Annotated in this window: 22 protein-coding genes and 1 other annotated feature; of the genes, 19 read left to right on the top strand and 3 right to left on the bottom strand. The window is 39.3% G+C overall.

The genetic code is table 11. The annotated features are described in order from the left end of the window. Positions 1-307: 307 nt before the first annotated feature. Positions 308-2,575: a protein translocase subunit SecDF gene (secDF, locus tag ACIQVU_RS10020; protein ID WP_402895287.1), complete on the top strand. Its 2,268-nt coding sequence runs from the start codon at positions 308-310 to the stop codon at positions 2,573-2,575. A 259-nt stretch (positions 2,576-2,834) separates the two neighbouring features. Then, a complete protein-coding gene (locus ACIQVU_RS10015) occupies positions 2,835-3,752 on the top strand; it encodes a DMT family transporter (RefSeq protein ID WP_340806689.1) in 918 nt (305 codons plus the stop codon). A 72-nt stretch (positions 3,753-3,824) separates the two neighbouring features. On the opposite strand, the gene ACIQVU_RS10010 is transcribed toward ACIQVU_RS10015, so the two are convergent. Then, the gene (locus ACIQVU_RS10010) at positions 3,825-5,513 is read right to left on the bottom strand and encodes a methyl-accepting chemotaxis protein (protein WP_340806687.1); all 1,689 of its coding nucleotides are present in this window, start codon (positions 5,511-5,513) and stop codon (positions 3,825-3,827) included. Positions 5,514-5,826: 313 nt separating this feature from the next. After that, positions 5,827-6,064: a binding site (T-box leader), on the top strand. Positions 6,065-6,135: 71 nt separating this feature from the next. Between ACIQVU_RS10010 and ACIQVU_RS10005 the strand changes: the two genes are divergently transcribed. The 10 genes from ACIQVU_RS10005 (at position 6,136) to ACIQVU_RS09960 (ending at position 16,697) form a co-directional block, all read left to right on the top strand. Further along, positions 6,136-7,503: a chorismate-binding protein gene (locus tag ACIQVU_RS10005; RefSeq protein ID WP_340806686.1), complete on the top strand. Its 1,368-nt coding sequence runs from the start codon at positions 6,136-6,138 to the stop codon at positions 7,501-7,503. Further along, a complete protein-coding gene (trpD, locus tag ACIQVU_RS10000; protein ID WP_402895282.1) occupies positions 7,500-8,531 on the top strand; it encodes an anthranilate phosphoribosyltransferase in 1,032 nt (343 codons plus the stop codon). Before ACIQVU_RS10005 ends, trpD begins: the two co-directional genes overlap by 4 nt. Then, positions 8,528-9,319: an indole-3-glycerol phosphate synthase TrpC gene (gene trpC, locus ACIQVU_RS09995; protein ID WP_340806683.1), complete on the top strand. Its 792-nt coding sequence runs from the start codon at positions 8,528-8,530 to the stop codon at positions 9,317-9,319. The genes trpD and trpC overlap by 4 nt, the downstream gene beginning before the upstream one ends. Beyond that, complete coding sequence (locus ACIQVU_RS09990; RefSeq protein ID WP_402895279.1) at positions 9,316-9,945, top strand: phosphoribosylanthranilate isomerase; 630 nt, start codon at positions 9,316-9,318, stop codon at positions 9,943-9,945. Before trpC ends, ACIQVU_RS09990 begins: the two co-directional genes overlap by 4 nt. Continuing rightward, the gene (gene trpB, locus ACIQVU_RS09985) at positions 9,929-11,134 is read left to right on the top strand and encodes a tryptophan synthase subunit beta (protein WP_340806679.1); all 1,206 of its coding nucleotides are present in this window, start codon (positions 9,929-9,931) and stop codon (positions 11,132-11,134) included. Before ACIQVU_RS09990 ends, trpB begins: the two co-directional genes overlap by 17 nt. Continuing rightward, on the top strand, positions 11,131-11,922 hold the full coding sequence (trpA, locus tag ACIQVU_RS09980; RefSeq protein ID WP_340806678.1) for a tryptophan synthase subunit alpha: 792 nt from the start codon (positions 11,131-11,133) through the stop codon (positions 11,920-11,922). Before trpB ends, trpA begins: the two co-directional genes overlap by 4 nt. Before the next feature lie 169 nt (positions 11,923-12,091). Then, positions 12,092-12,382: a single-stranded DNA-binding protein gene (locus ACIQVU_RS09975; protein ID WP_340806677.1), complete on the top strand. Its 291-nt coding sequence runs from the start codon at positions 12,092-12,094 to the stop codon at positions 12,380-12,382. Between the two features lie 951 nt (positions 12,383-13,333). Beyond that, complete coding sequence (locus ACIQVU_RS09970) at positions 13,334-13,684, top strand: hypothetical protein (protein WP_402895274.1); 351 nt, start codon at positions 13,334-13,336, stop codon at positions 13,682-13,684. 394 nt (positions 13,685-14,078) lie between these two features. Then, positions 14,079-16,154 carry a single-stranded-DNA-specific exonuclease RecJ gene (recJ, locus tag ACIQVU_RS09965; protein ID WP_340806674.1) on the top strand — a complete coding sequence of 692 codons (2,076 nt, stop codon included), beginning with the start codon at positions 14,079-14,081 and terminating at the stop codon, positions 16,152-16,154. A 30-nt stretch (positions 16,155-16,184) separates the two neighbouring features. Continuing rightward, a complete protein-coding gene (locus ACIQVU_RS09960) occupies positions 16,185-16,697 on the top strand; it encodes an adenine phosphoribosyltransferase (protein ID WP_402895271.1) in 513 nt (170 codons plus the stop codon). Positions 16,698-16,755: 58 nt separating this feature from the next. On the opposite strand, the gene ACIQVU_RS09955 is transcribed toward ACIQVU_RS09960, so the two are convergent. Continuing rightward, positions 16,756-17,211, bottom strand: a complete 456-nt coding sequence (locus tag ACIQVU_RS09955) for a MarR family winged helix-turn-helix transcriptional regulator (protein WP_340806672.1) — start codon at positions 17,209-17,211, stop codon at positions 16,756-16,758. 145 nt (positions 17,212-17,356) lie between these two features. Between ACIQVU_RS09955 and ACIQVU_RS09950 the strand changes: the two genes are divergently transcribed. From ACIQVU_RS09950 to ACIQVU_RS09920, 7 genes are all read left to right on the top strand, one after another. Beyond that, the gene (locus ACIQVU_RS09950) at positions 17,357-18,607 is read left to right on the top strand and encodes an MFS transporter (RefSeq protein WP_402895266.1); all 1,251 of its coding nucleotides are present in this window, start codon (positions 17,357-17,359) and stop codon (positions 18,605-18,607) included. 95 nt (positions 18,608-18,702) lie between these two features. Continuing rightward, complete coding sequence (locus ACIQVU_RS09945; protein WP_340806667.1) at positions 18,703-19,794, top strand: carbohydrate kinase; 1,092 nt, start codon at positions 18,703-18,705, stop codon at positions 19,792-19,794. A 4-nt stretch (positions 19,795-19,798) separates the two neighbouring features. Continuing rightward, the gene (locus ACIQVU_RS09940) at positions 19,799-20,713 is read left to right on the top strand and encodes a pseudouridine-5'-phosphate glycosidase (RefSeq protein WP_340806666.1); all 915 of its coding nucleotides are present in this window, start codon (positions 19,799-19,801) and stop codon (positions 20,711-20,713) included. A gap of 229 nt (positions 20,714-20,942) precedes the next feature. After that, positions 20,943-23,138 (top strand): RelA/SpoT family protein, encoded by a 2,196-nt coding sequence (locus tag ACIQVU_RS09935; RefSeq protein ID WP_340806665.1) that lies wholly within the window; start codon positions 20,943-20,945, stop codon positions 23,136-23,138. Between the two features lie 36 nt (positions 23,139-23,174). Further along, positions 23,175-23,615 carry a D-aminoacyl-tRNA deacylase gene (gene dtd, locus ACIQVU_RS09930; RefSeq protein WP_340806664.1) on the top strand — a complete coding sequence of 147 codons (441 nt, stop codon included), beginning with the start codon at positions 23,175-23,177 and terminating at the stop codon, positions 23,613-23,615. 71 nt (positions 23,616-23,686) lie between these two features. After that, a complete protein-coding gene (locus ACIQVU_RS09925; protein ID WP_340806662.1) occupies positions 23,687-23,902 on the top strand; it encodes a DUF2642 domain-containing protein in 216 nt (71 codons plus the stop codon). 194 nt (positions 23,903-24,096) lie between these two features. Further along, positions 24,097-25,503: a YfcC family protein gene (locus ACIQVU_RS09920; RefSeq protein ID WP_340806661.1), complete on the top strand. Its 1,407-nt coding sequence runs from the start codon at positions 24,097-24,099 to the stop codon at positions 25,501-25,503. Between the two features lie 165 nt (positions 25,504-25,668). Here ACIQVU_RS09920 and ACIQVU_RS09915 read toward each other — a convergent pair. Continuing rightward, positions 25,669-26,430 (bottom strand): IS1182 family transposase (locus ACIQVU_RS09915; protein ID WP_402895261.1); only part of this gene is annotated, 762 nt, incomplete at its 5' end.

Genomic DNA, 26,430 nt, shown 5'->3' with positions numbered 1-26,430 from the left:
GCTATGTTGAATTGACACCGAGCGCAACCTGTTTCATAATAAGTGTGTTGCGCTTTTTTTATTTTGCATAAATTTTTTCTTACATAAACCTTCTATACATTTTACTTGAATTTAGAAGGCGAGTGCCTAATAATACAAAGATAAACTTGCGCGTTATGAACGATTGAAATAAGTAGAGCAACCTTTTTGAAACACAGGTAACATGATTCTAAAGGAAAGGGAGGATTAAAGCGTTTCAAAAGGTATTGCTAGTTACTTGTTTGGCGTGTAAGGACAGCCCTTACACCAATTCGAGGAGGATTTATTGATGAAACTAAAAAGTCGTATAGTTGCATTCTTATTAATTCTAGTGCTTTTTGCCGCAGGAATTAGTACGACTGTAAACGGCGTCTTAAAGGACATCAAGCTTGGTCTTGACTTACAAGGCGGGTTTGAAGTGCTTTATGAGGTAAATGAATTAAAAGAAGGACAAAAAATTACACCAGAAGTTGTTGCAGCAACGGCTACAGCTCTAGGCAACCGCGTAAATGCAATTGGGGTCAGTGAGCCAAGCATTCAGGTTGAGGGAGAAAATCGTATTCGTGTGCAATTAGCGGGTGTTGAGGATCAAGAATCCGCACGTAAGCTACTGTCTACTTCTGCGAACTTAACATTCCGTGATGTGGATGATAATTTACTATTGGATGGAGATGACCTAAAGGAAAATGGAGCAACTGACTCCTTTGACCAACAAAACCGTCCAATTGTATCATTAAAATTAAAAGATGCGAAAAAATTTGCTGATATCACAAGCAAAATTGCCGCAAAACCACCAGGCGAAAATTTACTTGTTGTATGGTTAGATTTTGAAGAAGGCGTCGATTCTTATAAAGCGGAATCACAAAAGGCGGACCCTCGCTATGCATCAGCTGCAAGAGTTGACCAAACATTAAATACAACGGATGTAATGATTAGTGGTAGCTTTACAGTTGAAGAAACAAAAAATTTAGCAGGTATTTTAAATGCAGGAGCATTGCCTGTTAAATTGGATGAAATTTATTCAACATCTGTAGGTGCACAGTTTGGTGCAGATGCATTAAATGATACAATCTTTGCGGGTATTGTTGGCGTAGTAATTATTTTCTTATTTATGCTATTCTACTACCGCTTACCTGGCTTTATTTCAGTTATTACACTGGCTGTTTTCACATTCCTAGTATTGGTTGTTTTTGATTGGATTAATGCAGTATTAACGCTTCCGGGTATTGCAGCCATTGTACTTGGTATTGGGATGGCTGTTGATGCTAATATTTTAGCAGCGGAGCGTATTCGAGAGGAATTACGTGTAGGGCATCCTGTGAAAAAAGCGTTCCAGCTTGGATCGAAGCAATCCCTATCAGCAATTGTCGATGCACAGTTAACGACTTTACTAGCTGCAGCAGTGCTATTTTACTTTGGGACAAGCTCTGTAAAAGGCTTTGCGACAACATTAATTATTAGTATTTTACTAAGCTTCCTTACAGCGGTATGGGGTTCACGTGTCCTATTAGGCTTGCTTGTAAATAGTGGCTATTTCAATAATCCAGCATGGTTTGGTATTGCTAAATCGAAGCAGCATAGTCTGGATGAAAATATTGGTGCATTAGATTTATCGACGAAATTTGATCGTTTTGATTTTGTACACAACCGTAAGAAATTTTATACATTGTCATTAGCTATTTTAGTGGCTGGTTTAGTTGTTCTTGGTATTTTCCGTCTAAATCTTGGTATTGATTTCTCTAGTGGTACACGTATTCAAATTGAAGCAGATCAAACATTAACAAAAGAAGAAGTATCAAAATATATAAAAAGCATCGGCTTCCCATCAGATGATATTGTTCTTTCAGGAGAAAAGAGTAATTCTGCTGTTGTGCGTTATAAAACCGATTTATCACAGGCTGATATTTTGACATTCCAAAATGAAACAACGGAGAAATATGGTCATAATCCTACTGTCAGTACCGTATCACCTACAGTTGGGAAGGAGCTTGTGAAAAATGCTATTAAGGCATTGTCACTTGCAGCACTAGGGATCATTATTTATGTAGCGATTCGTTTTGAATGGCGCATGGGTGTCGGGGCAATTGTTTCCCTGTTACATGATGTATTCTTAATTGTTGCTGTCTTTAGCTTTATGCGCTTAGAGGTGGATATTACATTTATTGCGGCTGTGTTAACAATTGTTGGCTACTCGATTAATGATACGATTGTTACATTTGACCGTATGCGTGAAAACTTAGAGCGATATGATACAATTAATGATCGAGAAATATTGGCGAATATTGTCAATAAATCGTTACGCCAAACAATGGGACGTTCTGTTAACACAGTATTAACCGTTATTATTGTAGTTGTGGCGTTATTAATTTTTGGCGCACCATCTATTCAAAACTTCTCCATTGCTTTATTGATTGGTTTAGTAACAGGTATGTATTCATCTATCTGTATCGCAGCTCAAATTTGGTACTCATTAAAAATACGTGAAATGAAAAAAACAAATGGTCAGCTAAAGAAAAAAGAGAAAAAACAATGGGGTACAGATGAGCCTGTTGTGTAACAATATGAATAATAGTTTGTCCGAAACGCTTCTTTTAGGATAAACTTTTGGTGCAAGCTTATTTAGCGTATTCTCATAAATCGAACAAGGCTGTGCAAAAAGTGAAAATCTTTTTGCACAGTCTTTTTTATGTTAGGTGGTGAGCATGATAATTATTTATCGAGCTAGTTCTTCTTTCAATAAAAGCAGGAAGATTGTATTTCACAAATTCTTTGTTTACAATGAGAACCATTATATTTTTTAGAAAGAAGGGTATTTTTTGTACATATTAATTGTTTTAGGGATAATCGCAGGTATGATGATTCCGATGCAGACAGCCGTGAACAATCGCTTAAATTTGTTTACTAGGTCTGTATTTACTACATCATTTTATTCTTTTTTAACAGGAACTATTTTACTATTGATTGCTAATCTTATTGTAAACCCTAGCAAGTTTACAGTATCTTTTTTTGCATCTCAATCCTTCTCATATATTTGGGTTACTGGAGGTGCATTAGGAGTTATTTTCCTTACGGGAAATATTCTTTTATTGCCAAGAATTGGTGCTGCGCTAACTGTAATTATTACAGTCACTGGACAAATGGTAATTGGTATAATGATCGATACATTTGGTTGGTTTGGTGTGGAAGCAAAGCCATTGCATATTTTACATATCATTGGGGTTCTCCTTTTGCTAAGTGGAATTATCTACATGAATGCAAAGAAAAATCCAAGCGTTTCTCCAAGCTCTTCTCGATTATGGCTATTATTCGGATTATGCACAGGTATGATGCCTCCAATACAAACGGCGATTAATAGTGCGCTTCGATATAAGGTTGATTCTTTTTTATATGCTGCTTTTATTTCATTTACAGTCGGTACGATTATTTTATTGATCCTAGCAATGATTATTAATAGAGGAATCAAGCTGCTATTTTATACCGATAGCCTTCAATTAAGACCTTGGCATTTTATAGGTGGTTTATTAGGCGCTATTTATATTGCAACAAATATTATTTTAATGCCTCATTTAGGTGTGACATTGACATTGATGACGGCTATTCTAGGGCAAATTTTAATGGGGCTTTGCATTGACCATTTCGGTATAATGGGATTGCCAAGATATCCGATTGATCAAAGAAGAGTGATTGCTGTTATGATGATCATTAGTGGCATTGCATTATTAAAATTCTTTTAGCCAGTTCTTCTTCATAAAAAATCTGCTAGCTTTTTAAAAGCTAGCAGATTTTTTATCTATAATGCACTTTATCTATAGCTTAAATTGCTGTAATAAAGCCTGTAACTGTTGAGCATTATCGCTTAATTCCTCTGCGACAGCGTTGACCTGCTGCATTGTGGCAACTTGTTCATCCACAGATTGTCCAATAATTTGCGAGTTATTAGCTGATTGCTTTGAAACATTTGCAATTTCTGTAACAGAGGCTGCGACCTGTTCGGCGCTTGCAGAGATTTCCTCAGATGTGGCAGAGATTTCTTCGATTTGCTCGGTAAATGCTGTGACTGCCGATGTAATTGCATAGAAAGCATCGCCTGCCTCATGAATTTTGGCAACACCATCCTGTACAGAAGCTAAGCCATTATCTACAGCGGCTGCTACATTTTCTGTATCTACAAGAATTTCCTTTGTAATGGCGACAATTTGATGAGCTGATTGATTAGATTCCTCTGCAAGCTTGCGTACTTCATCAGCTACTACAGCGAAGCCTTTGCCATGCTCCCCAGCTCTTGCTGCTTCAATAGCTGCATTGAGTGCGAGTAAGTTTGTTTGTTCTGAAATCGCTGTAATTACGGCTGTAATCTGTTCAATTTCTTTTGATTGCTGACTAAGTTTATTGGTTAATGTTGCAACGTCAGCAGTGGCTACTGAAATGATATCCATTTGCTGCTGTGCTGTTGAAATTGTTGTGCCTCCTGTTTGGGCAAGCTGTGTCATATTTGTCGCATTGGCATGTAAGCTATGCGTTGCTTCAGCTATACGTTGGACACCAGCTGCTGTTTCATCCATAGCAATAGCACTTTGTTGGGAGGCGCTAGCAGATGAATTGATATATGTTACATTTTCTTGAATACGTTGTGCAATATCATCAGAAGTTGTTGTGACTTCCTCTGTGCTAGCAGAAAGCTCCTCTGAAACCGCTGATAGATGAGAGGCACTATCTTGAATATTGGTGATTAAGCCGGATAAATTTTGTTGTAAAGTGTTTACCGCATTTGCCAGTATACCAATCTCATCCTTTGAATGATAGTCAAGCTGTGCAATGGATAAATCCCCCTGAGCTAAAGTATCTGCTGCATGAATAACCTTGTGTAATGGTTGAACAATGGAACTTTTAACAAATCGCATAAAGTATAGACCAGTAACGATGCTGGCAACTAGTAAACTAATTGAAATAATTAGAGCGCGTGAAACGGTGTGGTTGACCTCTTGATCTGTTTTTTGCAGCATTTCTTGATGATAATTTAATAACTCAGTTGTTAGTGCGAAAATTTCCTTATTGTAATAGGTTACATCTACATTAATGTGAGTGAGTGCTTCGTCCGTATTACCACTTTCAAATACTTGGATTGCTTTTGCTGAATTGGTGAGTAGTCCATCTTGTAGCTCAGTGATTTGTTGCATAATATTTTTTGTATAATCGGAGCGTACAATCGAAGAAAGCTCTTCAATTGTTTCTGGTAATTGCTGTTCATAGCGTTCTAAATTTGCTTTAGCTATCTCATCTTTACTATTTAAAATATAGGATCGTAAAAATAAACCTTGAGAGGCAAGCTGCTGGCGTATTTTTTCAGTTAACTCAATTTGAACGATGCGATGATTAAGCACTTCATTTAAATCATTTTGTGTAGCTTTGAATTCGACAAAGGATACAATGCTAGAAATAAACAATAGACCTATTAGGAAAATAAAACCTAAATTTAATTTTTTTCGAATGGACATACACATGCCTACTTTCTTCTTTTGTATAGAAAAATAATGATCTTTGCTAGAGGCTTTATGTTGACTCAACAGATGTTTGATCAAACATATTCTGAGGTTACTATAACTTGATATGTTTACTCGGTCAATACTGAGGGAAGCTGGGGATTTATTTTCTATGAATATATAAATTTAAACTTTTTCTTCAGAATTTATTGACAATTACAAAGCTTTGACATAGAATTAGAGCTAACTTTTTGTTCGGTGAAGGTAGAAGGCTTCGGGAGCGAGGTCAGCCTTAGAACAGATGAGCTGAGTGTAGAGCAGAATAGCTGAGAAATTGTTGAATAAGAGTAGTAACTTAAGTGTGCAATTTAGAGAGTCAGTGGATGGTGTAAACTGATTTGCAACTTAGTGTGAATGGACTTAGGAGAGTCGCTTCTAAAAGGCGAACGGGATTCCCCACGTTATAGGGGTTGCTTGCTTTATTGAGGTTATGATAAAGGAAGCTAGAGATGAGAGCATCATAGGCTCTAATATGAGGTGGCAACGCGGTTATAATCGTCCTCTGCAATTAGGAATAATCCTTTTTGCAGGGGGCTTTTTTATTTCGTGATAGCAATTTAAAAGGAGATTGAGAGCTATGCAAACAACGAGTTCAAGAACAAAAATAAAAAGCTTAAATGGTGATTCATTAACACCTATTTTAATTTTTAGACGTTTACAGGGAAAACATAAATTTTTGCTTGAGAGCTCGGCTCAACACGAAGAAGCAGGAAGATTTTCATTTATTGGGGCAAATCCAAGAAAAACCTATAAGGGCATTGGGCAAGAAATTCAGGAGTATTCCTATAAAACAGGCAAAACGTATACACATCATGGAGAGCTTTTCGTTCTTCTTAAACGACTAATGCCACGGATATCCAATACAACACAATTTCCGTTCTCTGGCGGTGCTGTTGGTTATATTGGACATGGCACAACAATGTTAGCAGACGATACATTAGAGCTTCCAAATGCACATTTTCATGTATATGAAACAATTATTGTTTTTGATCATGTAACAGATGAAGTGACATTAATTTATACAAATATTGATGCAGAAAAACAAGAGCCTGATTTAGAGGCGTTGGCACAACAATTAGTACATGGAGATACCTGTGAGGATGTAGGCTGCCATTATCAATTACTTGATACACCAAGCAATGAGGCATTTACAACAACTTTACAGACTATGCAAGATTCACTTAACGAGGAAGTAACGAGAATTGTGTTATCCAAACGTTATGTGGCAAGCCTTCAGGGAGATGCCTTTTCTTTATATAGACAGCTACGCAAGAAAAAGCCTGCTGCCTATATGTATTATGTTGAATTTGATGATCATGTTGTGTTAGGTACTTCCCCTGAAAGTTTAATACAAGTAAAGGGTGAGCGCGTGATTGCCACACCTACAGAGGGCACGTATCCAAGAGGTATGACAAAGGGCGAAGATTTAGAGAATGAACGAAAATTATCTGAGCATACAGAAGTGAGGAAATCACATGCAGTGCTTGTTAGTGCAGTGCAGCAAGAGCTACAGTCTGTTTGTTTCCGAGATTCTGTGCAGGTGATGGATGCAATGCGCATTGTCCGCTCCAAGCATGCACTTCATATGACAACAAGGATAGAAGGTCAGCTGTTACCAATGCTTCATGCTCTTGATGTATTAGCCATAACAATACCACCATTCTCTGCTACAGGGATACCAAAGAAGCAAGCAACACAGTCTTTAGAACAATGGCATCATACTGCAGGCATTTTTGGTGGCGCACTTGGTTTTATTGGCTTTAATGGGCATTTAGATTTTGCCTTAACAGGGCAATCCATTGTTGTTGAACAGCAAACAATGCATATGCAGTCGATGGTTACACTAACGAAATATACAGATATAGTCGATATTTTACAGCAGGTGCAAGAGGAAGAACGGACATTTCTACAGCTACTTGCTAGTAATGGAGGGCAAAGTCAATGAAGGATTACCAACAAAAAGTTTTACAAGGTGAACACTTAATATATGAAGAAATGTTACAGGCAGCGCAATGGATATTTCAGGATGATACACCGAAAGATGAAATTTCCAGCTTTTTAACAGCTTTATCTGCTAAGGGAGAAACTGCCCATGAGGTAGCAGCATTGGCAACAGTTATGCGCTCCTTTGCACGAAAAGTGCCCATTCAAGAAAATGGTTATATGGATAATTGCGGTACTGGTGGAGATGGGCTTCATACATTTAATATTAGCACAGCATCTGCTTTTGTTTTAGCAGGTGCAGGTGTCAAAATAGCCAAGCACGGGAATCGTAAAATTTCCTCCTCCTCTGGTAGCTCGGATGTTTTGGAGGCATTAGGAATTCATACAGATATTACAATTGCTCAAACGGTTGAGCTATTGGAAAAGGAGGGCATTGCGTTTTTATATGCGCCAAATGTTCATCCTAAGTTAAAGCGGATTGGTGAGGTGCGCCGTTCACTTGGCAAGCCAACCATTTTTAATCTTGTGGGACCATTAACAAATCCAGTACCATTGTCCACACAATTTACTGGTATTAATCGACCTAATTTTGTCATGGAATATGCATCTGTACTACAAATGCTTGGACGTGAACGTGCGATTGTTGTTTCGGGTACACAAGGGCTAGATGAGGCTTCCTTAGCAGGGCAAAATACATTTGTGTTAGTCGATAAAGGTGATTTAATTCCTTTTTCATTAACAGCAGAGGATGTTGGTCTTCCTGTTACACCACTAGAGGCGATTCGCGGAGGCAATGCAGATGAAAATGCCGTGATTATGAAAAAATTACTAGCTGGTGAGCAAAGTGCCTATTTGGATACAGTGTTATTAAATGCTGGCATTGGGTTATTTGGCTATGGTCTTGCAAATACCGTTAAAGAGGGTGTTGCTATGGCAAAAGATAGCATTTTTAGTGGGCGAGCATTACAAAAACTAGAGGCGGTTGTTACCTATAGTCAGCAAATAAAAGAGGTGGAGGTAGGACAATGAATATTTTAAATAAAATTCTTCAGCAAAAAAAGGTTGAGGTAGGCGCTTTATTGGAGCAGCCTGATCCGTTAGCCAATTTTGTAGAAAAACCACGTCCATCATTATTTGAAGCATTGTACAAAGCAAATAAGCTGCAGGTCATTGCAGAAATGAAGCGTGCCTCTCCCTCTAAAGGCTTGATTGCAGAGGGCGCAAATCCAGTTGCGCAAGCACAAATCTATGCACAGGCAGGAGCTGCTGCTATCTCTGTTTTAACGGATAAGGAATTTTTTAAAGGCTCGTTTCAGGATTTAACCGATGTTGCCAATGTCGTAGATACACCGCTACTGTGCAAGGATTTTATGGTGGATCGGGTGCAGATTCGATTTGCCAAGGCAGCGGGTGCATCTATTATTCTATTAATTGTAGCTGCCTTAACGGATGAAACATTACGCGATTTATATAGCTATGCAACGAGCTTAGGCTTGGAGGTACTGGTAGAGGTGCATGATAAGGAAGAGCTTCAACGTGCGCTTGCAGTAGATGCCAAGTTAATTGGTATCAATAATCGTGATTTACGCACCTTTGAGGTTAGTCTAGCACATACACAAGAAATTGCAGAGGTTTTCCCATTTGACGAGAAGCGTGTGTTAATTAGTGAAAGTGGTATTTGGTCACAGGAGGATGCGCAGAAGGTAGCAGCGATGGGCGCAAGCGGTGTGCTTGTTGGTGAGGCTTTAATGCGTAGTGGGGATGCAGGCATAGCGTTGCAACAATTACAGGTATTGAAAGAGGAGGCATCTGTATGACGAAGGTGAAAATTTGTGGCTTGCGTGAGCCAGAGCATGTTATGACGGCTGTGCAGGCAGGTGCAGATGCTATTGGTTTTGTCTTTGCACCAAGTAAACGCCGTGTATCGCTTGAGCAGGCACAGCACCTAGCACAGCAAATACCAGAGGGCGTTTTAAAAATTGGTGTGTTTGTAAATCCAACGCCCGCTGAATTAAAGGAAGCAGTAGAACGTGTGCCGCTAGATTATGTACAATACCACGGGGAGGAAACACCAGCGTTTATTCAGAAGCAGGGCTATCCAGCCATTAAGGCATTGTCAGTACGTAAAAAAGAGGATGTGCAAGCTGCTGCCAATTATCAGGTGGACTATTATTTATTTGATGCACCCGGCACTGATTTTAAAGGAGGTAGCGGTCATACTTTCGATTGGACACTGTTAGAGGAAGTAGGGATTCCACGAGAGAAATTAATATTAGCGGGTGGGCTTCATGCCGAGAATATTAACGAAGCCATCGCAAGCGTCACACCCTTTATGGTAGACGTATCAAGCGGTGTGGAAACAGATGGGGTAAAAGACCCTACAAAAATACAAGCATTTTTACAAGCAGTAAAGGGGGAAGCGCATCATGTCAATTGCAAATAGTGTACCTACAAAGGATGGACGTTATGGAAAGTTCGGCGGACAATTTGTACCAGAAACATTAATGACAGCCTTATTAGAGCTAGAAGCAGCCTATGATAAAGCGTTAAATGATCCAACATTTACAGAGGAGCTAGCTCATTATTTACAGGACTATGTTGGGCGAGAAACGCCACTTTATTACGCAGCCAATCTGACAAAGGAGCTTGGTGGTGCCAAAATCTATTTAAAGCGTGAAGATTTAAACCATACAGGCGCGCATAAAATTAACAATGCCATTGGGCAGGCACTGCTGGCAAAACGTATGGGCAAAAAGAAAATTGTTGCCGAAACAGGTGCGGGACAGCATGGTGTGGCAACAGCTACAGCCTGTGCATTATTAAATCTTGAGTGTGTTGTATTTATGGGAGCGGAAGATATTAAGCGCCAGCAGTTAAATGTCTTTCGAATGGAACTGCTTGGCACAAAGGTTCAATCTGTAGAGAGTGGCTCTAAAACATTAAAGGATGCTGTGAATGCGGCACTGCGCTACTGGGTGACGAATGTGGAGGATACCCATTATATTTTAGGCTCTGCATTAGGACCACATCCATTCCCAAAAATTGTACGTGATTTTCAGTGTGTGATTGGTGTTGAAACAAGAAAGCAAATTTTAGAGAAGGAAGGACGTTTACCAAATGCAGTTGTTGCCTGTATAGGAGGTGGCAGCAATGCGATTGGTATGTTCCATCCATTTGTTGATGATGAGGAAGTAGCCTTATATGGCGTGGAGGCAGCAGGCGCGGGGCTTGAAACAGGCAAGCATGCGGCAGCGATTGCAGGCGGACAATTAGGCGTGTTACATGGTGCCTATATGTATTTATTGCAGGACGACAATGGCTTTGTGCAGGAGGCACACTCTATTTCAGCGGGATTAGATTATCCAGGAAAAGGACCAGAGCATTGCTATTTACATGATATTGGTCGTGCCCAATTTGATGCGATAACAGATGATGAAGCATTAGAGGGCTTGCAATTATTATGCCGAACAGAGGGCATTCTCCCAGCGCTTGAAAGCTCTCATGCTATTGCCTATACAGCAAAGCTTGCCAAAACAATGCCGCAAGATCAGGTAATTGTTGTATGTTTATCAGGCCGAGGCGATAAGGATGTACATACCGTGCGAGCAGCATTAGGAGGGGATGAAAAATGACAACTTTACAACAGGCAATTGAGCAGGTGCAAATCGCAGGGCATAAAGCTTTTATACCCTATATCATGGCTGGTGATGGAGGACTTGAAACCATTCAACCAACGATTTTAAGTTTGCAGCAGCTAGGCGTTACGGCTATTGAAGTAGGGATTCCTTTTACAGACCCTGTAGCAGACGGCCCAACGATTGAGCAGGCAGGTGAACGTGCACTTGCAGCAGGCGTGACCTTAAGAAAGGTGCTGCAAACATTAGCTTCATTTCGCGAAGAAATCAAAGTACCATTAGTTGTCATGACCTATTTTAATCCTGTCTTAGCTTATGGCTTAGATAATTTTGCTCAAGCCTGTGTAGCAGCAGGCGTTAAGGGATTAATCGTACCTGATGTGCCATTAGAGGAAAGCGAGATTTTGCGTGAAGCTTTAAATCCATATGCCATTGATATTGTACAATTGGTATCATTAACGAGCCCTCCAGAGCGCATCGCTCGTATTGCAGCAGCTAGCCAAGGCTTTGTATATGCTGTAACGGTCAATGGGATTACAGGTGCACGTGCCGATTTTGCGGATAATTTAGAGCAGCATTTTGCACGCTTGCGTCAAGCAAGTCCGATCCCTGTGCTAGCAGGCTTTGGCATTTCTACGCCTGAGCAAGTCAAAAGCATGGGCGCATTAGGAGATGGCGTTATTGTTGGTAGCGCCATTGTAACAGCTCTGCATAAGGGCGATATGGCAACAGTGCAAGCTCTAGTAGCTGCCTCAAAAGATATACGAACAAAGTCTACTCAATGAGTAGGCTTTTTTTATGGCGGATAGAACGCTAAAAGTGGTGGATAGAATGAGGAAAGTGACGGATAGAATATCAGAATTGACGGATAGCACGAGAAAATCCACCTGATAAAGAGAATAGTGCGGATTGTATAGAAATTCGGTATAATAGCCTTCGTAAGGAAGTGAGAAGATGATTCTATCAAAAAAAAGATGGCAGGTGGAGCGCCCAGATGCCACACTTGTACAAGCATTGCAAAATGACTTACAACTTTCTGCGATTGCAGCGAAAATTTTAGCGGCAAGAGGCTGTGAAACAACAGCAGATGCAGAGAGCTTAATAAATATGACTGAGACAAGTATACATGATCCATTGCTAATGAAAGGTATGGCTGAAGCAGTAGCACGAATTGAGCAAGCATTAGATAATGGAGAGAAAATCTTGATTTATGGCGATTATGACGCGGGTGCGACACGTTTCTAAGTGAAAAGCTTAGACACTAGATTTTCTAGGAGAACTGATTCCTTGATAGGTGGAATGATAGGGTAACGCCTTGAAACGCCTACTCTGATACTCCGACATGCTTTTACCAAGGTTAAGTAGGAAAGTATGAAGCTCGGTGAAGTCGGCAGAGAGATACCGTAAGTTTACGATAATGGTAAATCACGAAAGCTGTCTAGAGGTAGATGGTGTATCCTATATGCCGGGAGTCCATAAAATATCTATGGTTAGAATGTGCTGCATAAGCACTGACGAATCTCTGAATGTACGGATCTAGACGTAGACATTGTAGAAATGCAATGGGTGGCAATGCCATCGTATGTGTGGGTAAGTAAGAATCTGGCGTTATGAAAGCCCATAGCTTGTTACAGGCAAGTTCCAGCATACAGGACTATAGGAGAAACCTAAGGATATATGTAGGGATAAAGGAATCGGAACGTGGAAAGCGGAGGATGTGGAGGTATTAACCTACCTGTGAAGCAGTTCAATATATAAAGGGGCAACCTATTAAAATTGATTAACTTTCCGTGAGAGTGGAGTCACAGTACCATTGAAACCGTGATAATAAGCGGTGGAGGGATAGGCTCTAGTCGGAACTTTCAAAGACTTATAAATGCATAACAAATCACAGATTCGAGTATGACTAATAGAATCACCACTTGAGAAGGGGCTGATGTCTGTGGCGAATTCACGAATCGCAAAACATGTTAAAAAGTCCAAACTAAGAAATATGGAATACTACAGCATGCAAGATACATTCGATATGCTGTATGACCATAGTTCAAGAGGTAGTAACTTTAAATAAAAGAAATTATTAAGGGTATTCGAGATGATTGTGGCTCAAACGACCAAGCAAGAAAAATTGCATTATACAGCTCAACTGTAATAGGGCTTCATCAATATTTCCGTATAGCCACAATGATAGCTGAGGATATGGGAAACATTGCGTATGAAATCAATGCATGTTTAAAAGACCATCGAATGAAACGGCGAATCAAGAAGGCGGGTGTTATTACATCCGACTTTATTAAGAAAGAATACGGAAAAAGCAAACAACTTAGATTTATATCAGGAGCACCGTTTCTACCTATTGGCTACATTAAACACAAAAGTCCAATAATGAAACGCAATGTAGTAAATGCATATACAAAAGAAGGTAGAGAAGAAATTCATAGAAATCTATCTACTATTGATGTCAATATACTACGCTTTTTAATGGAACATCCAATTCCACAACGAAGTATTGAATATAATGATAATCGTATTGCATTATATTGTGCATAAAGAGGTAAATGTTATGTAACAGCGCAAGAATTAAATCCGATGACTTTACATTGACATCATAAAGTACCACGATTGCAAGGTAGTACTGATGAATATAAAAACCTCTGCATAGTTGATAAAGAAATACATATCTTGATACATGCAAAAGATGAAGCAGTAATCCCAAAATATAAAGCTTTAATAATGAACATCAGTATGTTAAGTAAGCTAAATACACTAAGAAAGAAACTTGAACTAGAAGCATTAACAATCTAAATTTGGACGATTAGACATAGTAAACAATAAAGTGAATTCTGTTTAGTTATGTAGATTACAAAAGTTTTGAATGTTTTCGATGGAACGCCGTGTGAGGTGAAAATCTCATGCACGGTGTGAAGTGGGGGAAAAGCTGGAGATGACTTCAAAGGCTTACCTATCACTATATGGAATCACAAGCACAACCGTGATGTTAAATGTTCTGCTTGATCTTGGGGCAGATGTATCGTTTAAGATACCGAATCGTTTTATTCATGGCTATGGCCCGCATGAGGCATTATTCCGTGAAGCCTATGATGAGGGTGTACAGTTAATTATTACAGTGGACAATGGCATATCAGGTATTGAGCCGATTCGCATGGCAAAGGAGCTAGGCATGGATGTGATTGTAACGGATCACCATGAGCCGGGTGAGGAGCTGCCGCCAGCAGATATTATTTTACATCCTCGTATACCAGAGGGGCATTATCCATTTGGGGAGCTTGCGGGAGTTGGAGTAGCCTTTAAGCTAGCACATGCGCTTTACGGAGAATTGCCAACCCATTTGCTTGAGTTTGTTGCGATTGGTACGGTAGCGGATTTAGTGCCACTTGTGGATGAAAATCGTTATCTTGTGAAGCGTGGCATACAGGAAATGCGCCGTTCTCTTAGTCCGTGGGTGCAGGCGATGTGTGATGTAGCAAGCACAGAGCAGGCAAAAATTAATGAAGAAACGATAGGCTTTTATTTTGGCCCACGCTTAAATGCTGTTGGACGACTTGGGGAAGCGGCTCCTGGCGTTCATCTATTAATGGCTGAGGATAGTGCCAAAGCAGCTGCCTTGGCAAAGCAACTTAATGCCTGCAATGCAGAGCGCAAAGACCTGGTGAAAAGCATTACAGATGAAGCTGTTGCCTTAATTGAAGCAGATAAAAAGATTGGCGATTCCTTAGTGCTTGTTGTGGCAGGTGAAGGCTGGAATGCAGGGGTTGTTGGTATTGTCGCCTCGCGTTTAGTTGAACTGTATTATCGCCCAACCATTGTGCTATCACTTGATGCAGAGAAAGGTATAGCGAAAGGCTCTGCTCGTAGTATTGAAGGCTTCCATCTATATAATGAGCTTGCTAAAAATCGAGATATTTTGCCGCATTTCGGTGGACATCCTATGGCTGCAGGTATGACCTTATCATTAGAGCATGTGGATGAACTACGTACTCGCTTAGATGCTCAGGCAAGAGCCTGTTTAACAGAGGAGCAATTAACACCTGTTGTTCATATTGATATCCCGCTGCGCCTTGATGAAATTTCAGCAGATGCCATTGAGGAAATTGCTATGCTTGGTCCATTTGGTACAGATTTTCCAAAGCCTACGTATGTGCTGGAAGATGTAGAAATTGCATCGATGCGTAAAATCGGGGCAGCTGATAACCATATTAAAATGGAGCTAACAGATGGTTATGAAAAGCTAGATAGTGTTGGCTTTAATAAAGGACATTTACACGATGAGCTAACATACGGCATTAAGGTGTCCTTTATAGGAGATTTACAAATTAATGAATGGCAAGGACGCAAAAAGGCTCAATTTATGATTGAGGATGTACAAACAACAGAATGGCAATTATTTGATATTCGAGGTATTCGTCAAACAGCTCGTTGGTTGAATACAGTGCCAAAAGATGTTGCCATATTTATTGCCTTTCGTCCAGAAACGATGACATATTATCAATCATTAATTGGTGCACCAATTGTGGTGGTTGATCCTGCCCTATCAAATATTGAGCAAAGTGATTATATTGTGCTATTAGATTTGCCACAAAGTATTGAGAGGTTAGAGGCGGTTTTACAGAAAACAAAGCCTTCGCGTATTTATGCGCATTTTTATATACCAGATTCACAATACTTTAGCGGTTTACCTACTCGTGAGCAATTTGCTTGGTATTATAAATTTTTGAAAAATCGACCAGCCTTTCCGCTTAATATGCATATTGCCGATTTAGCCAAGCATACAGGATGGCCATTAGAAGCATTAAAATTTATGACACAGGTGTTTTTTGAGCTCGGTTTTGTTAAAATGGAGAATGGACTGACAACTGTCAACGTGAATGTCCCAAAACAAGCACTAACAGAGGCACCGTCTTACAAACACCGTTCACAGCAGATTGAAATGGAGCAAAAATTAGTTTATGCCCCCTATATTGAATTAAAACAATGGTTTGATGAACGATTACAGAACTAGACGAAAACGTTTCGTAGGAGGAACAATTACATGGATTTAAAGCAATATGTTACAACGGTTGAAAACTGGCCAAAAGAGGGCATTACCTTCAGAGATATCACAACAATTATGGATAATGGTCCTGCCTATAAATATGCAACAGATCAAATTGTCGAGTATGCCAAAGAATTAGGTGCTGAAATTATCGTAGGCCCTGAAGCTCGCGGTTTTATTATTGGTTGCCCTGTAGCCTATGCACTGCAAATTGGCTTTGCTCCTGTCCGTAAGCCTGGCAAATTACCACGAGAAGTGATTAGTGTAGATTACGGTCTTGAATATGGACAAGATACATTAACAATGCATAAGGATGCCATTAAGCCAGGGCAAAAAGTATTGATTTGTGATGATTTACTGGCAACTGGTGGTACAGTAGAGGCGACTGTTCGCTTAATAGAGCAATTAGGCGGACAAGTAGTAGGCTGTGCATTTTTAATTGAGCTTGTAGAATTAAATGGTCGTGCAAAGCTTGGCGACTTAGATATTAAAGCGCTTATCCAATATTAAGAGGGTTAAAGAATCCGCCTAGCATGAAGGTCTTTCACTTCATGTTAGGCATTTTTTATTATATGTTATCTTCTTCATCATAGGACTTGATAATTTTTTGCAGTGTTTGCAAAGTATCGTAGAAATCTGTGTACTTTTCGATACCAATATCGTCAATTACTCTCCTTTGAATAGCTTGCCAAATAGGTCTTGCTTCATTGAGCTTTGCGAAGCCCTTATCAGTAAGCGTAATATTTTTACTGCGAGCATCTTGCGTATCCTTTGTTAGCTGTACATAATCTTGTTCCTTTAATAGACGGATATTGCGTGTAACAGTTGTTTGGTCAAGCTGCAAAATATCACCTAAGCGACTAATCGACACAGCTTGGTAATGAGCGATGTTTGCCAGCATGGAATATTGTGTGATTTTTAAACCTGTAGGCTGAAGTAGCTTATCATATAATTGCGTGACAACCCTTGTTTTTTTTCGAAGGTTTGCACAAACACATATTTGTGTATAATCTATGTTTTTCATAGCCTTACACTCCTTTAAAAAATTCAACTTATGTCAAGTATACACCGAAGAGCTGGAAATCCCTTCTTGACAGCTATTCTTATTACCTTCATTATATATGTATATACATACTTTTAACAATAGACATAGAAAAGTAGGTGTCTTTATGAAACGTATTCATTATAGCTGGCTAATTTTAGTTGTTACTTTTTTTTCAATTATTGTAGCGGGGATTACAATTTCCTCAGCAGGTGTTTTTATAGACCCTCTTGAAAGGGAATTCCATTGGGAACGTTCAACAATTGCCTTAGCATTTGCCATCAGCTTATTTTTGTATGGTATATCGGGACCGTTTATGGCAGCGTTACTTGAAATTATAGGCTTAAAGAAAATGATGTTAAGCGCAATGGCTACGTTGATGGTCGGGATGGCGTTCACTTTTATTATGAGTCAAGCATGGCAGTTAATCATAATCTGGGGAGGTATAATTGGTCTTGGTGCAAGCCTCTTTTTAACAGTGCTAAGCCCGTATGTGGCTAATCATTGGTTTGTGAAGCGAAGAGGGCTAGCGGTTGGTATTTTAACGGCTAGCACAGCAACAGGTCAATTAATTTTATTGCCAGTTTTAGCTATGATGATTGAACACTATTCTTGGAGAGGTGCCATCAGCTTAATTCTTATTCTTAGTGCCATTATGTTTATGCTGATTGCCATTGTCATTAAAAACAAACCGCAGGATATAGGTATCACGCCGTATGGGCAGGAAGGTGTGGTAGAGGAACAGCCTGTTCATATTAATAAAAATCCAATTACGATTGCCTTTAATGGTTTGTTAGCGGCAGTTAAAGTAAAAGCATTTTGGCTATTGGCAGGTAGCTTTTTTATTTGTGGGCTATCAACAAGTGGACTAATTGGTACGCATTTTGTTTCTTATTGTATTAGCTTTGGCATCCCTTTAGTGACCGCTGCATCATTGCTATCATTTATGGGTGTCTTTAATTTACTTGGGACAACAATCTCAGGCTGGCTATCTGATCGTTTTGACAATCGTTGGCTATTGTTTTGGTATTATTTATTAAGAGGGGCTTCTTTATTATTACTGCCGTATGCACTTGCACAAGGGTCACTTATTTTATTAACAATTTTTGCAATATTTTATGGACTTGATTGGATTGCTACAGTGCCGCCAACCATTAGCATTACACGCCAAACATTTGGTATGCAGCAAAGTAGTGTCATCTATGGCTGGATATTTGCAGCACACCAAGTAGGGGCCGCCGTTGCTGCATATGGAGGGGGACTTATTTATAAGTTTTTCAATGCTTATACATGGGCATTTTTCCTTGCAGGTCTATTTTGTGCCATGGCGAGTTTATGTGTGATTATTATTAAAAAGCAACCTAAAGCGCATTTATAATGAAAAAGTTGAACACCGATAAAAGGGTTCAACTTTTTTTGACTTATTTCAAACAAAAGTTTATAATACAAACAAATATAATAAAAGGTGATGCTATGAATGAAAGAGAACAGGCGGTGCTTGCTTTAATTCGCCAAAATCCGTTTATGTCTCAGCAGGAGATGGCAGATGCTATGAATCTGTCGCGTCCTGTGCTTGCGAATTTAGTGTCGAATTTAATGAAGCAAGGAAAAATTGTAGGTCGTGCATATATTTTACCTGAAGAAAATGAAATTATTTGTATCGGGGGAGCTAATTTAGACCGTAAATTTCATGTGAAGGGCAATGTTCAATTTGGGACATCCAATCCTGCGAGCTCTTCCTTTAGTGTAGGAGGCGTTGGTCGCAATATTGCTGAAAACTTAGGCAGATTAAACCATCAAGTAACGTTATTGACAACGGCTGGTAAGGATGCCGATTGGCAAGTTATTCAAGAGGCTTCTGAGCCCTTTATGAATTTACGTTATGTGGAGCAGCTACCAGAGGCTTCTACTGGTTCCTATACAGCCATTATGGATGAGCAGGGAGAGCTAGCGTTAGCTGTCGCGAATATGGAGGTTTATGACCTTCTGCTACCGAGTTTGTTACAGAAATATGAAACAATGCTTGTCAATGCTGGCTGCTTTATTTTGGATTTAAATTGTCCAAAAGAAACAGTGGCTTATATGCAGCAAGTAGCGATTGCGCGTGCTATCCCACTTGTTATTGTGCCTGTATCCTCACCTAAAATGAATCGCTTACCTGAAACATTGCAGGGTGTCACATGGTTTATTTGCAACACAGATGAGGCAGAAACAATTGTTGGACATCCAATTGACAACGCTACCCATTATGAAAAGGCATTACACAAGCTTCTGCAGCTAGGAGCTGAGCATGCTGTTATCACAGCGGGCAGCAGGGGTGTCTATGCAGCATCTGCCACAATTGCACCAAGTCATTTTGCTGCGAAGGCAATAGACAAAATTGAGGATGTCACAGGCGCAGGAGATGCCTTTGTCAGTGCGGTTATCCATAGCTGGCTGACAGGGCAAGCTTTTACAACATGTATTGATGCTGGGCTAACAAATGCTAAAAATACGCTGGCATCTCCTTATACTGTAAGACCAGAATTATCAGTTGATGTGTTAAAAAGTGAAATGGAGGAATAACAACATGAAAGAATTTATCGTATTATCAGAGGAAGTAAAAGCAGGACAAGCAAAGGGCTTACCAATCGTTGCATTAGAATCAACAATTATTTCACATGGTATGCCATACCCGCAAAACGTACAAACTGCACGAGAAGTCGAGCAAATTATTCGTGATAATGGTGCAGTGCCAGCGACAATTGCCTTAATTGATGGCAAAATAAAAATTGGTTTATCGGATGAAGAGCTTGAAATGTTTGGCAATGCGCAAGATGTAGCAAAAGCTTCTCGTCGTGACTTAGGCTATTTACTTGCAACGAAAAAATTAGGTGCTACAACAGTTGCAGCGACAATGATTTGTGCAGAGCTTGCAGGTATCGAAATTTTTGTAACAGGTGGTATTGGTGGCGTACACCGCGGTGCGGAAACAACAATGGATATTTCGGCTGACTTAGAAGAATTAGCACAAACAAATGTAGCCGTTATTTGTGCAGGAGCAAAATCTATTTTAGATATTGGTTTAACATTAGAGTATCTTGAAACGAAAGGCGTACCAGTTGCTGGCTATGGTACGGCTGAATTACCAGCATTCTATACACGTCAAAGTGGCTTTGATGTAAACTTCCAGCTTGATACACCAGAGGAAGTTGCTGAAATGCTACGTGCGAAATGGCAATTAGGCTTAAAAGGTGGCGCTGTGATCGCAAATCCAATTCCAGAAGCGGATGCATTAGAGCATGCATTTATTACAGCTATTATTGAAAAAGCTTTAGTAGAAGCTGAAGAGAATGGTATTCAAGGTAAAAATGTTACACCATTCTTACTTGGAAAAGTAAAGGAGCTAACAGAAGGCAAAAGCCTTGATGCAAATATTGCATTGGTGAAAAATAATGCAGTAGTAGGTGCAAAAATTGCTGTAGCCTATAATCAACTACATTAATTTATTTATGTACGCTTTTTCATAGAATATTAGCAAAATAAAAGGCTCTTTGCGGTTGAATCGCAAAGGGCCTTTTTCAGTAGCATTTACATTATTTTTTGCTATTTTTCAAACTGTTCACGAGATTAACGCAACTAAATGATACACTCCCTTTACAAGCGACACCAATGTTTTATACAATTAAGCTTATATCTAATCTGAAAAATTTGACGAGCAAGGTGGACATGTTATGGCGAAAGAGCAAATTTTGACTCCTGAGGACGTTTTTGAGTTGGTCAAATCCTACATGAATGCTGAAAATGTCGCATTCGTGAAAAAAGCATATGAAGTAGCAAGGGATGCTCATATTGAGCAATTCCGTAGCTCTGGTGAACCGTATATTATTCACCCAGTACAAGTAGCAGGTATTCTCGCTGAATTACAAATGGACCCAGCAACTGTAGCGGCAGGTTTTTTACATGATGTTGTCGAAGATACGGATGTTACACGGGATGATTTGGTACGGGAATTTGGTGAAGAGGTAGCCGTGCTTGTTGACGGTGTAACAAAGTTAGGGAAAATTAAATATTTATCAAAAGAAGCACAGCAAGCAGAAAATCATCGAAAAATGTTTGTAGCAATGGCACAGGATATTCGTGTGATTTTAATTAAGCTAGCAGACCGTCTTCATAATATGCGTACATTAAAGCACTTACCTGCTGAAAAACAACGACGCATTTCAAAAGAAACATTAGAAATTTTTGCACCACTTGCACATCGTCTTGGAATTTCGGCTGTTAAATGGGAGCTTGAAGATACAGCACTTCGCTATTTAAATCCACAGCAATATTACCGTATTGTTAGTTTGATGAAGAAAAAGCGAGAAGAACGTGAAGCTTATCTAGAGAATGTAATGGCTGAAATGAAGTCACAGCTAGCAGAGGTCGAAATTGAGGCAGATATATATGGTCGACCAAAACATATTTATAGTATTTATCGCAAAATGGTACTGCAAAAAAAGCAGTTTAATGAGATTTATGATTTATTAGCCATTCGTGTACTTGTCGATAGCATTAAAGATTGCTATGCCGTGTTAGGAATTGTTCATACATTGTGGAAGCCAATGCCAGGTCGCTTTAAAGACTATATAGCGATGCCAAAGCAAAACTTGTATCAATCCTTGCATACAACAGTCATAGGACCTTATGGCGACCCATTAGAGGTACAGATTCGCACAAAGGAAATGCATCAAATTGCTGAGTACGGGATTGCAGCACACTGGGCATATAAAGAGGGTAGAAAGGTCGATCAACAAAAGCAAAATGTCGATCAAAAACTAACATGGTTCCGTGAAATTTTAGAATTCCAAAATGAATCATCCAATGCTGAGGAATTTATGGAATCCTTAAAATTTGATTTATTTTCTGATATGGTTTACGTCTTTACACCTGAGGGCGATGTTATTGAGTTGCCAGCAGGCTCTGTTCCGATTGATTTTGCCTATCGTGTCCATTCAGAGGTTGGAAATCGTACAATTGGTGCAAAGGTTAACGGTAAAATGGTGCCGCTTGATACACCATTAAAAACAGGCGATATTATTGAAATTTTAACATCTAAGCAATCCTTTGGACCAAGCCGTGATTGGCTAAAGATAGCTCAATCCTCACAGGCAAAAAATAAAATTAAACAATTCTTTAAACGTCATTTGCGCGAAGAAAATATTGTCAAAGGAAAAGATATGATTGAAAAAGAAATTCGTGCACAAGATTTCGATTTAAAGGAAACGATGTCAGCAGAAAACTTAAAACGTGTTTGTGATAAGTTTAATTATACAAACGAAGATGACTTATATGCGGCAGTTGGCATGAATGGTATTACTGCACAGCAAGTTGTGAATCGTTTAGCCGAAAAACGTCGCAAAGAGCGTGAGCAGGAAGAAGCCTTAGAGAAAATCGAACAAAAAATGAAAAATCCGGTTCCCCAAAAACGCACAGAATCAGGTGTCATTGTCAAGGGGATTGATAACATGCTGATTCGCCTGTCACGCTGCTGTACGCCTGTGCCTGGCGATGATATTGTAGGCTTTATTACAAAGGGTAGAGGTGTATCTGTGCACCGTGCTGACTGTCCAAATATTCAAGTGGAAGATGAGCAGGAGCGTTTAATAGAGGTTGAATGGGAGCATGGTATAACACCTGTGAAAAAAGAATACCCTGTTGATATTGAAGTGTCAGCGTTTGATCGACCGGGAATTTTAAACGAAGTGATGCAAATTGTTAGTGAAGCAAAAACAAATATTTTAGCGGTCAGTGGACGTGCTGATCACGATAAAATCGCAACCATTCATTTAACGATTGCCATTTCAGATATTTCGCATTTGCATAAAGTTGTTGAACGAATTAAACAAACACCTGATATTTATTCGGTACAGCGTGTGATCAATTAATCGTAAGCAACATAGATAGGATTGGAGTTTGAACGCATGAAAGTAGTATTACAGCGCAGTAAGGCTGCCTCTGTTACAGTGGATGGAACTGTGACGGGAGCGATTGATCAAGGCTATGTACTTTTAGTGGGGATTACACAGGGAGATACACAGGAGGACATCGCCTATTTAGCTAAAAAAATAGCGAATTTACGCCTTTGGGAAGATGCTGAGGGGAAAATGAATCATTCCATTTTAGAGCATGGAGGCGCTATTTTATCTGTTTCACAATTTACGTTATATGGGGATGTCAAAAAGGGGAATCGACCAAGCTTTACAGGTGCAGCAAGACCAGAAGTAGCAGAACCACTATGGGAAGCTTTTAATCAAGCATTACGTGAGCATGGCTTACAGGTGGAAACAGGTATTTTTGGTGCAATGATGGATGTGGCACTCATTAATGATGGTCCAGTAACAATACTTCTAGAATCAAAATAATGGTACATTTCCTATCATTCCTTCATATACTAAAGAGTATGGTTAGTTTTGTAGGAAGGAGTGTCTTAAATATGACGCAGATGGAAAGTATATCAAATCCATATTTATACGAAACGCTTAAAATGATGGTTGGTCAGGCAATTGTTGTGCAAACAGAAAAAAGTATTCAGCAAGGTATTCTAATGTCGATACTACCTGACCATATTGTGTTAGAAATAAGTCGTACAGCTTTCTTTATTGCGATGGAGGAAATTGTATGGGTAACATTGGATACAAGTAAAAAATAAATGTATAGGAACCTTTCAATCATGGATGATGGAAGGTTCTTTTTTATGGCTCGTAATGATGCTTTTAAAATAATAGAAAATTAATACTTTACAATAAATTTAAACTAATGTATATTTATTTTCAATTAACGACATATAGCGACAAAAGGGATTGATAGGTGCTAATGTCTAACTTAAGTAAAGTTGGTGTTTAAATGGAAGAAGAGCAAGTAGTAAAAAAGAAAAGTTGGTTGAAAGTACCTCATACATATACCATTATTTTTGCTATTATTTTTCTAGCAGGTATTGCGAGCTATATTATTCCAGCAGGTGAGTTTGAGCGTGTAGAGGATGAAGAAGGGCGAATGCTCGTTGTCGATGGTAGTTACCATCAGATTGAAAGTGATCCTGTATCATTTTTCGAAGTGTTTACAGCGGTTCCGATGGGGTTGGAAAAAGGGGCTCAAATTATCTTCTATATTTTCTTGGTAAGTGGTGTATTTGGGATTATTCGTTCCACAGGAGCTATTGAAGCAGGTGTCTATAAAGGTGTAAAAGCTTTAGAGGGCAGAGAAAAGCTACTAATACCGTTATCAATGATTTTATTCTCTGTTGGTGGCTTTACAATGGGAATGGCTGAGGAAACAATTATTTTTGTTCCGATTGGTGTCGCAATCGCCCGTGCAATGGGCTTTGATGCTGTAACAGGAACAGCGATGATCACACTTGGTGCGGCTAGTGGATTTTTTGGAGGAATGCTTAATCCCTTTACAGTAGGTGTGGCGCAATCATTAGCAGATGTACCGCTGTTCTCAGGAATTGGCTTCCGTGCTGTTGTCTATGTGTTTGTGCTAGCCTTTGCTATTTTTTATGTATCTCGTTATGCCTTTAAGGTGAAAAAGAATCCACAGGCTAGTGTTATTTATGATATTGAGCAAAAGGCTAAATCGACTGTGGCTACGCTTGATATTCCTTCATTAACAGGAAAACATAAACTAGTATTTCTTGTAATGGCTTGTGGGATTGGTTTTAATATTTACGGAGTCTTTAATTGGGGCTGGTTTTTAACGCAGTTAACCGCATCATTTTTAATTATGGGTCTTATTGCAGGGCTTATTGGTGGGTTAAAGCCTGCCACTATTTTTGATTCCTTTATTGAGGGCGCAAAGGCTGTTACATTTGGTGCGTTAATTGTTGGGTTTGCTCGTGCTATTACTGTCGTATTAGAGCAAGGGAAAATTATTGATACAATCGTCTATGCGGCATCAGAAACAATCGGTCATTTGCCACATGCGATCAGTGCAATTGGTATGTTATTTATTCAAGCAATCTTAAACCTATTTATTTCATCAGGCAGTGGACAGGCAGCTGCAACAATGCCTATTATGATTCCGATTACAGATTTATTAGGATTAGAGCGACAAGTAGCTGTCTTAGCCTTCCAATATGGAGATTCATTAACAAACTCTATTATTCCTACCTCATCTGCATTAATGGCTTATTTAGCTGTTGCAGGTATCCCTTATGAAAAGTGGATCAAATTTATTTGGAAAATGATTCTTGGCTGGGCTATTATCGCATGTATTGCGTTAGTTGTTGCAGTAGCATTAGGAATTTCATAGGAAAAAGGGGAGTTCAAATAATTTTTGAACTCCCCTCAGACTGTAGACAAAAGCCATCGAGAGGTTCACTCTCGATGGGCTTTTGTCATTTTTCTTCCTATTTTATCTTTAACATTTGGTAATATACTACCAAATTCAACATACTCTTCGAGCATAGCTACCTTCTTAAGCTGCCTGCCACGTCCAAGTAGCCAGTTTCTTTAAATTCATGGCAGCAAAAGTAAGCATCGCCTGCATGGACAATTTTTTTAGACCTCTTAAGGTTGTCCAACGCATACCATGCTTTTCTTTTGCATCCGCAAATACACGCTCAATCGTTTCTTTGCGCTTTGCATAAATCTGTTTGATGTCATAGGAATGGCGTAAATGTTCAGCTTCCTCCACATACGACTCCCAAATATGGCGTTGAATGAGTTTTTGATGATGCTTACTTTCTGTACATTGGGAAAGGCTTGGACACTTCGCACAAATCAAAGGATTCGATTTATATTGACGATACCCTTCTTTAGTCGTTGTCGTATACTTCAATATCTGTCCTTGTGGACAAAGATAACAATTATAGTGCTCATCATATATATACTCATGCTTTCGGAAGAATCCATCTTTCGTTTTAGGACGTGTATAAGGAAGAACAGGCAACATTTGATTCTCTAATAAAAAATTCGTAATCGCTGGTGTTTTATAGGCTGCATCTGCCGCAACAGCTAATGGTTTTTGAACGTTTTCAATGACTTTTTCCACAAGTGGCTGTAATACATGACTATCGTGCACATTTCCCGGAGTTACAATGGCACCCAAGACAAAGCCCTTTTCATCTGTCGCTGCATGAAAAGAATACGCAAACTGCTTCGTACGTTCATCCTTCACGTAATAGCCACTTTCAGGATCTGTCGTGCTTTCCTTTATTTCTTTCCATTCTTCCTTTTC

This window comes from Lysinibacillus sp. NPDC098008, assembly GCF_044760715.1.
GTDB lineage: Bacteria > Bacillota > Bacilli > Bacillales_A > Planococcaceae > Lysinibacillus.
This window is presented reverse-complemented; position numbering and strand designations above follow the sequence as displayed.